Source organism: Hypericibacter sp. (assembly GCF_050729195.1).
Lineage (GTDB): Bacteria > Pseudomonadota > Alphaproteobacteria > Dongiales > Dongiaceae > Hypericibacter.
Genome location: NZ_JBOHKS010000172.1, coordinates 1 through 6660, shown reverse-complemented (window position 1 = coordinate 6660; position 6660 = coordinate 1). Strand labels below are relative to the sequence as shown.

Genomic DNA, 6660 nt, shown 5'->3' with positions numbered 1-6660 from the left:
GCCGCGCACTTTGGCGTCGAGCGCGATCTTGGGTGCATCGACCCTCATCCGATCGCGATCCTCGGCGGTCCAGTTCTTGACCAGTTCCCAGGCACCGTCGAGCGCGACATCGTCATAGAGCAATCCGACCCAGAGGGCCGGCAGCGCGCAGATGCGATCCCAGGGACCGCTGTCGGCGCCGCGCATCTCGAGGAAGCGCTTCAACCGCACCTCGGGGAAGGCCGTCGTCAGGTGATCCATGAAATCGCCGAGACCGGGCAACTCGCCCGGCAGGCCCGGCAGCCTGCCTTGCAGGAAATCGCGGAAGGACTGGCCCGCGACATCGATATAGCGGTTGTCGCGATAGACGAAATACATCGGCACATCGAGGATGTAATCGACATAGCGTTCGAAGCCGAAGCCCTGCTCGAAGGCGAAGGGCAGCGTGCCGCAGCGATCGGGATCGGTGTCGGTCCAGACATGGCTGCGGAAGGACTGGAAGCCGTTGGGCTTGCCCTCGATGAAGGGCGAGTCGGCGAAGAGCGCGGTCGCGATCGGCTGCAGCGCCAGGCTGACGCGCATCTTCTTGACCATGTCGGCTTCGGAACTGTAGTCGAGATTGACCTGCACGGTGCAGGTCCTGAGCATCATGTCGATGCCGAGCTTGCCTTTGCGCTGCATCTGGTCGCGCATGATCTTGTAGCGGCCCTTCGGCATCCAGCTGACGTCTTCGCGCTTCCATTTGGGCTGGAAGCCCATGCCGAGCATGCCGACGCCGAGTTCGGTGCAGACCTCCTTCACCTGGTTCAAATGGGTGCAGGTCTCGCGACAGGTCTCGTGGATCGATTCGAGCGGCGCGCCGGAAAGCTCGAACTGACCGCCCGGTTCCAGCGTGATGTTGCAATTGTCGAGGGTCAGCGCGATGGGCTTGCCCTCCTCGAGCACCGGCTTCCAGCCGAAGCGCGTCAGACCCTCCAGCAACGCCCTGACGCCGGCCGGCCCTTCATAGGGCAGCGGACGCAGGTCGCGCTGGTTGAAGCCGAATTTCTCGTGCTCGGTCCCGATGCGCCAGCGCTCGCGCGGCTTCGAGCCTTGCGCGATGTAATCGATCATCTGGCGCTTCGAGGTGATTGGCTCGCCGCGCGTGGTGGGAGGCGCCGACATGGGGGGCGTGAACGCTCCGTTCTTGATTTCGCAATGATCCCTAACGTGACGGCGGGCGGTCCCGTCCATCCCCGACGAGCGCTTGCCATGAGGCGAGCGCCGCGATCGCCGCCGTGTCGGCCCGCAAGATCCGAGGCCCCAGACCGACGGGCGTAACAAAGGGGAGTTTCCCGAGCGCGTCAAGTTCCGAAGCCGTGAAGCCGCCCTCGGGGCCGGTCATGATAGCCCAGGATTGAGTACGGTTTTTCACATCGCGGGTGAGTTCGCCTAACGCATCAAGGATTGGGCGTGCAGGACCTGCCTCCGCGCAGACCAGAAGCCGGCGAGAAGACGGCCATTCCGTCAGGAGCTTATCCAAAGTTTGCGGCTCGCGAATGACAGGCACCGTAAGCCGCTCGGTCTGCTCCGCCGCCTCCTTCGCATGGGCCGCGAGCCGACCGAGATTGACGCGCGTCATCACGGTGCGGGCGGTGAAGACCGGCAGCAGCGCCGTCACCCCCAGCTCGGTCGCCTTCTCCACCAGGATGTCGATGCGCTGGCGCTTGATCGGCGCGAACACCAGCCAGAGATCGGGCTCGATGGTCTGGACGCGCGTCCGTTCGCGCAGTTGCAGCCGTCCAGCGCGTTTGGAAAGGCCGATCAGTTCCGCCGACCATTCGCCGTCACGCCCGTTGAAGAGCCCGATCCGTTCGCCCGGCGCCAGCCGCAGCACATTGCGCAAGTAATGAGTCGCATCCTCGTCGAGCTCGATCTCGGCATGGCTGGCGAGTGCCGCCGTGACGAAGAGCCGCGTGACCTGTCCCGGCTCCTTCGCGCCCGATTCCTCGCCTTCCTCGCGCTCCTGATCCCGCCCCCGGCCCATGCCATCTCCCACATCGCTTGAGCCCGCGGCTCAAGGCCGTCAAGATTACCCCATGCCGAGCCAACCTCACACCGGCCAGCCCGCCGGGTCCCCAAACTTCACCGACATTCGCCGGGGTAACTGGGTCGACCGCTTCCTGCCGTCGCCCCTCGCGCCCTATGCGAGGCTGGCGCGGCTCGACCGGCCGATCGGCACCTGGCTGCTGCTCTTCCCGGGGTGGTGGTCCCTGGCCATGGCCTCCCCCGCCAAGCCCGATCTCTGGCTCATGGCGCTCTTCGCGGTGGGGGCGCTTCTCATGCGCGGCGCCGGCTGCACCTTCAACGACATCGTCGACCGCGAGTTCGACGGCCGGGTGGCGCGTACCGCGACGCGGCCGATCCCGAGCGGTGCCGTCAGCGTCCGCGCCGCCGCGATCTTCCTCGGGCTCCAGCTGTTGCTGGCGCTGATCATCCTGCTGCAGATGAACGGCTTCACCATCGCGCTCGGCGCCGGCTCGCTGGCCCTGGTCGCGACCTATCCCTTCATGAAGCGCATCACCTATTGGCCGCAGGCCTTCCTCGGCCTCACCTTCAATTGGGGCGCGCTGCTGGGATGGGCGGCCGCAACCGGCAGGCTCGAGGCGCCGGCCTTCCTGCTTTATACCGGCGGCATCGCCTGGACGCTCTTCTACGACACCATCTATGCGCATCAGGACAAGGAGGACGACGCGCTGATCGGCGTGAAGTCGACCGCGCTCAGGCTGGGCGCCTCGACGCGGCCCTGGCTGATCCTGTTCGCCGTCGTGGCGCTCGGATTCTGGATCGCCGCTTTCGCCGCGGCCGGCCTCGGCTGGGCCGCCTATCTCGCGCTCGCCGCCGCCGCGCTGCTGTACGCCTATCAGATCCGCACCACCCGTTTCGACGATCCCGCCGACTGCCTCGCCAAATTCAACGCGCATCGATGGTTGGGCTGGATGCTGCTCGCCGGGATTCTTCTCAGTCCCTGGCTGAGTTGAAATCGGCGGCATCGGGAGCCCGATATCCATGACCGAGCTCCCCCGCGCCGAGGCCGATCCCGTCGCTTTCATCCGCCGCGAGACGATCATTGCCGCACCGCCGCTGGTGCCGGAGATCCGGCTCCATCTCGCGACCGAGATCACGCCGATCTGGCAGGCGACCGAGACGACGCTGCTGTGCGAAGGCCTGCCGCCGCCTTACTGGGCGTTCGCCTGGCCCGGCGGGCAGGCGCTGGCGCGCACGATCCTCGACGACCCCGCGATTGTTGCCGACAAGCGCGTGCTCGATTTCGCGGCGGGCTCGGGCCTCGTCGCGATCGCGGCGGCCAAGGCCGGCGCACAGTCCGTCATCGCCGCCGAGATCGACAAATTCGCCGCCAGCGCCATCGCGCTCAATGCCGCGCTCAACGGCGTGAGCGTGCCGGTGACGCTCGAAGATGTGGTCGGCACAACGGGTCCCTGGGATCTCGTCCTGGCCGGCGACGTCTGTTACGAGCGGCCCATGGCCGAACGCGTCACCGCCTGGCTTCGCACCTTGGTGAGCCAGGACACCGAGGTGCTGATGGGAGATCCCGGCCGCAGCTATCTGCCCAAGAGCGGGCTTGCGCTCGTGGCACGCCACAAGGTCCCGACCTCGCTCGAGCTCGAGGACCGGACCGAGCGCGAAACCACGATCTGGCGGCTGCTGGCCGAATAGGATCGTCTTCTGCGAGAATGGCCTGGGCGCCGGGGGCGAATCGCCCAGAGAAGGAGGGTTCGTGCCTGGGATATTTGGGGGCTCCAGCCCGTGGATGGAATATGCATTGAGCGCGGCCGTTGTCTTGTTGGCCGCGGAGTTCGGACGGTTCCTGGGGCTCTATTCATTTCGTCGGCATCGCCACCAGGCCATGGTGCCGCATTTCCTGACGCTCGAAGCCGCTGCCTTGGGACTGCTCGCCCTCTTCATGAGCTTTACCTTCTCCATGGCGCTCAGCCGCTTCGATGCGCGGCAGAATCTCGTCATCGAGGAAACGAATTCGATCGGAACCGCGGCTCTGCGGGCGGGACTGTTGCCTGAGTCCGCCTCCGCCGAAACGCGAAGCCTGTTCCATAGATATGTCGAGATTCGAGTGGCGCTGGGCCGGGAGCCTCCGACACCGGAGGCACTGGCTGCGGGTTTTCGCGAGAGCGGCGAGCTGTGGAATCAATTGTGGCAGAAGGCGAAAGCGGCCACTGCGGCCGACCCGCATTCCATTCCAGCGGGCCTGCTCGTTCAGGCGCTGACCGAAATGTCCGATCTCCAGGAGAAGCGGCTTGCCGCGTCGCGCAACCACGTCCCGTTCGAGGCCTTCCTTCTCCTCGATGCGATCGCCATCGTCTCGTTGGGCCTCGCCGGCTATGTCGGTGGGCTCACGGGAGGCAAGGGCCGTATCGTTGTTGGCATGGTTTCGGTGCTTGTCGCAAGCGTGATCGGCGTCACGGGAGATCTCGACCGTTCGCGCATCGGCTTCATTCAAGTCAACGAGCAACCCTTCTACGATCTCCTCCAGAGCATGGAGCCGTAGCCGGGCTGGGTCCGCAAGGGGCGCGGCGCCGGCGCGAAAAGCGGCGGCGGAGTAGTTGCGCAAGCTGACAGAGTGCATTCCCTTCGCTGCGAGTCCGCGCCTCCCGCTTAGGCGGTGCGCGCTCGCAGCCCCGCGATAAGCAATCCGAAGTCGCGGAAAGCTCGCGGCTGGCTGAACAAGGAGGATGGGGCTAACCTGGGCAGATCGCCTCGGGAGATCCGCATGACGAACGACAATGCCTTCACGAATCAGGACCTGAAGGGCGTTCATTCAGAGCCGACCTATGCCGGCGCGCTCAGCTTCATGCGGCGCCGATACAGCCGCGATCTCGCCGGTGTCGATGTGGCGGTCTCGGGCTTTCCGCTGGACACCGCGACCACCAATCGGCCGGGCGCCCGCTTCGGTCCCCGCGCCATCCGCGCGGCCTCGACGAACAATGCCTGGAACCGTCCCTATGGCGCGGCCTTCGAGCCGTTCGACCGGCTCGCCGTGGTCGATTACGGCGATTGCCAGTGGGATCATGGCCGGCCCGAAGAAATTCCCGCCGCCATCGAGGCCCATGCGGACAAGATCCTGGCGTCGGGAGCGGCTTTGCTGTCGCTGGGCGGCGACCATTTCATCAGCTATCCGCTGCTGAAGGCCCATGCCAAGCGCCATGGCCCGCTGTCCTTGATCCATTTCGACGCCCATTCCGACACCTGGGACGATTCGCAAGGGGCCGGCCGTGTCGATCACGGGACGATGTTCTATCACGCGGCCAAGGAGGGCCTGGTCGATCCGCACCGTTCCGTGCAGGTCGGGCTTCGCACCCACAATGACGACCATCTGGGCTTCAACGTGCTCGATGCCCCCTGGGTGCATGAGAATGGCAGCGCCAGGACGGCGGCCGAGATCTGCCGCATCGTCGGCAACCATGGCGCCTATCTGACCTTCGACATCGATTGCCTCGATCCCAGCTTTGCCCCCGGCACAGGCACGCCGGTGCCGGGCGGCCTCTCCTCGGCCCAGGCGATTGCCATCTTCAAGGGCCTCGCCGGCATGAAGTTCGTCGGCATGGATATGGTCGAGGTGGCGCCGGCCTATGACGTGTCGGAGATCACGGCGCTGGCGGCGGCGCACCTTGCTCATGAATGGCTGGCGCTCTATGCCGTGGGTCGGCAGGGCCGCGAGTGATGTCGCGTCCATTCCAAGAGAGATCGAGATGACGACAGGTGAATTGATCGGCCGCGTAACGGGCCTCTGGCGCTACCCGGTGCAGTCGATGCAGGGCGAGGCGCTCGAGACGGCGCTCCTGACGGAGACCGGCATTCCCGGCGACCGGCTCTGGGGCGTGCTCAATCCGGCCGAGAACAAGATCGCGGCGGCCGCGCGCGGCAAGAAGCCGTGGCGCGATCTGATCCAGTGGCAGGCGCGCCTCAAGCGCGAGCCCTCGGCCGGCGAGGCCTTGCCGCCGGTCGTCATCCGCCTGCCCGATGGCGGCGGGATCGATACCGAGGCCCTGAACCGCGATGCACGCATCTCGGCCGCGATCGGCGAGGCGACCCGTCTCATCGCGCGCGACGCGGACAATCAGGTTTATGGCTATGCGCCGCTGCATCTGCTGACGAGCGCCAGCCTCAAGGCCTTCACGCGTCACTACCCGTCCGGCCGGTTCGTGGCCCAGCGCTTCCGGCCCAACCTGCTGATCGATTGCGGCGAGACGGAAGGCTTCATCGAGCAGGACTGGATCGGCGCGACGCTGCTTCTGGGCGAGAGCCGGCTCGAGGTGCATGAGCATTGCGACCGCTGCATCCTCACCACCCTGCCGCAAGGCGACCTGCCGCTCGATCCCGGCATCCTCAAGACCAGTTCGGAAGCCAACGGCCGGCGCGCCGGCGTCTATGCGAAGGTGACGCAGCCGGGACGCATCAGGATGGGCGACGAGCTGCAGCTGCTCCGGCCGGTCAGCCGTAGCGCAGCTTGAACCAGCCGATCCAGGCGATCAGCGTCAGCGAGGTGCCGTTGGCGAAGATCAGCGCCGGGCGCCCGAGCATGATCCCGTAGGCCAGCCAGAGGGCCGTCCCGACCAGCATCAGGGTGAACATCCAGAGCGAGATGTCGTGGGTCGAGTGGGAGCG

8 protein-coding genes are annotated in these 6660 nt (G+C 66.2%); 5 read left to right on the top strand and 3 right to left on the bottom strand.

The window, feature by feature from the left end; translation table 11 throughout:
* On the bottom strand, window positions 1–1143 hold a 1143-nt coding region (locus tag ACREE8_RS13430), incomplete at its 3' end, for a glutamate--cysteine ligase (RefSeq protein ID WP_431573511.1).
* Window positions 1144–1183: 40 nt separating this feature from the next.
* Complete coding sequence (locus ACREE8_RS13425; RefSeq protein WP_431573510.1) at window positions 1184–2005, bottom strand: 16S rRNA (uracil(1498)-N(3))-methyltransferase; 822 nt, start codon at window positions 2003–2005, stop codon at window positions 1184–1186.
* 52 nt (window positions 2006–2057) lie between these two features.
* Between ACREE8_RS13425 and ubiA the strand changes: the two genes are divergently transcribed.
* From ubiA to ACREE8_RS13400, 5 genes are all read left to right on the top strand, one after another.
* Window positions 2058–2999: a 4-hydroxybenzoate octaprenyltransferase gene (gene ubiA, locus ACREE8_RS13420; protein ID WP_431573509.1), complete on the top strand. Its 942-nt coding sequence runs from the start codon at window positions 2058–2060 to the stop codon at window positions 2997–2999.
* A gap of 28 nt (window positions 3000–3027) precedes the next feature.
* Window positions 3028–3696, top strand: coding sequence for a class I SAM-dependent methyltransferase (locus ACREE8_RS13415; protein WP_431573508.1), 669 nt, complete (start codon window positions 3028–3030; stop codon window positions 3694–3696).
* Window positions 3697–3886: 190 nt separating this feature from the next.
* Complete coding sequence (locus tag ACREE8_RS13410) at window positions 3887–4543, top strand: hypothetical protein (RefSeq protein ID WP_431573507.1); 657 nt, start codon at window positions 3887–3889, stop codon at window positions 4541–4543.
* A gap of 222 nt (window positions 4544–4765) precedes the next feature.
* The gene (gene speB, locus ACREE8_RS13405) at window positions 4766–5716 is read left to right on the top strand and encodes an agmatinase (RefSeq protein WP_431573506.1); all 951 of its coding nucleotides are present in this window, start codon (window positions 4766–4768) and stop codon (window positions 5714–5716) included.
* 28 nt (window positions 5717–5744) lie between these two features.
* Entirely contained in the window at window positions 5745–6506 is a 762-nt protein-coding gene (locus ACREE8_RS13400; protein ID WP_431573505.1) for an MOSC domain-containing protein, read from the top strand.
* Here ACREE8_RS13400 and ACREE8_RS13395 read toward each other — a convergent pair.
* Window positions 6487–6660, bottom strand: a 174-nt coding sequence (locus ACREE8_RS13395) for a SemiSWEET family sugar transporter (RefSeq protein ID WP_431573512.1), incomplete at its 5' end; no start/stop codon positions are given. The genes ACREE8_RS13400 and ACREE8_RS13395 overlap by 20 nt on opposite strands.